This window comes from Nonomuraea sp. MG754425 (genome assembly GCF_021699195.1).
Lineage (GTDB): Bacteria > Actinomycetota > Actinomycetes > Streptosporangiales > Streptosporangiaceae > Nonomuraea.
On the sequence record NZ_SSXE01000560.1, the window covers coordinates 1 to 328 of the forward strand.

The following is a 328-nucleotide window of genomic DNA, read 5'->3' on the forward strand; positions in this document are numbered from 1 at the left end:
GGTCGACGACAAGATCCACGCCCGGTCGACCGGCCCGTACTCCATGATCACCCAGCAGCCGCTCGGCGGTAAGGCCCAGTTCGGCGGCCAGCGCTTCGGCGAGATGGAGGTGTGGGCCATGGAAGCCTACGGCGCCGCCTACGCCCTGCAGGAACTGCTGACCATCAAGTCCGACGACGTCCTCGGCCGCGTGAAGGTCTACGAGGCCATCGTCAAGGGCGAGAACATCCCCGAGCCGGGCATCCCCGAGTCCTTCAAGGTCCTGATCAAGGAGATGCAGTCGCTGTGCCTCAACGTCGAGGTGCTCTCCAGCGACGGCATGTCCATC

Annotated in this window: 1 protein-coding gene; it reads left to right on the forward strand. The window is 65.2% G+C overall.

Annotated features, from left to right (window positions below):
* Positions 1-328: hypothetical protein (locus FAF44_RS53960; RefSeq protein WP_237111224.1), on the forward strand; the 328-nt coding region annotated here is incomplete at both ends.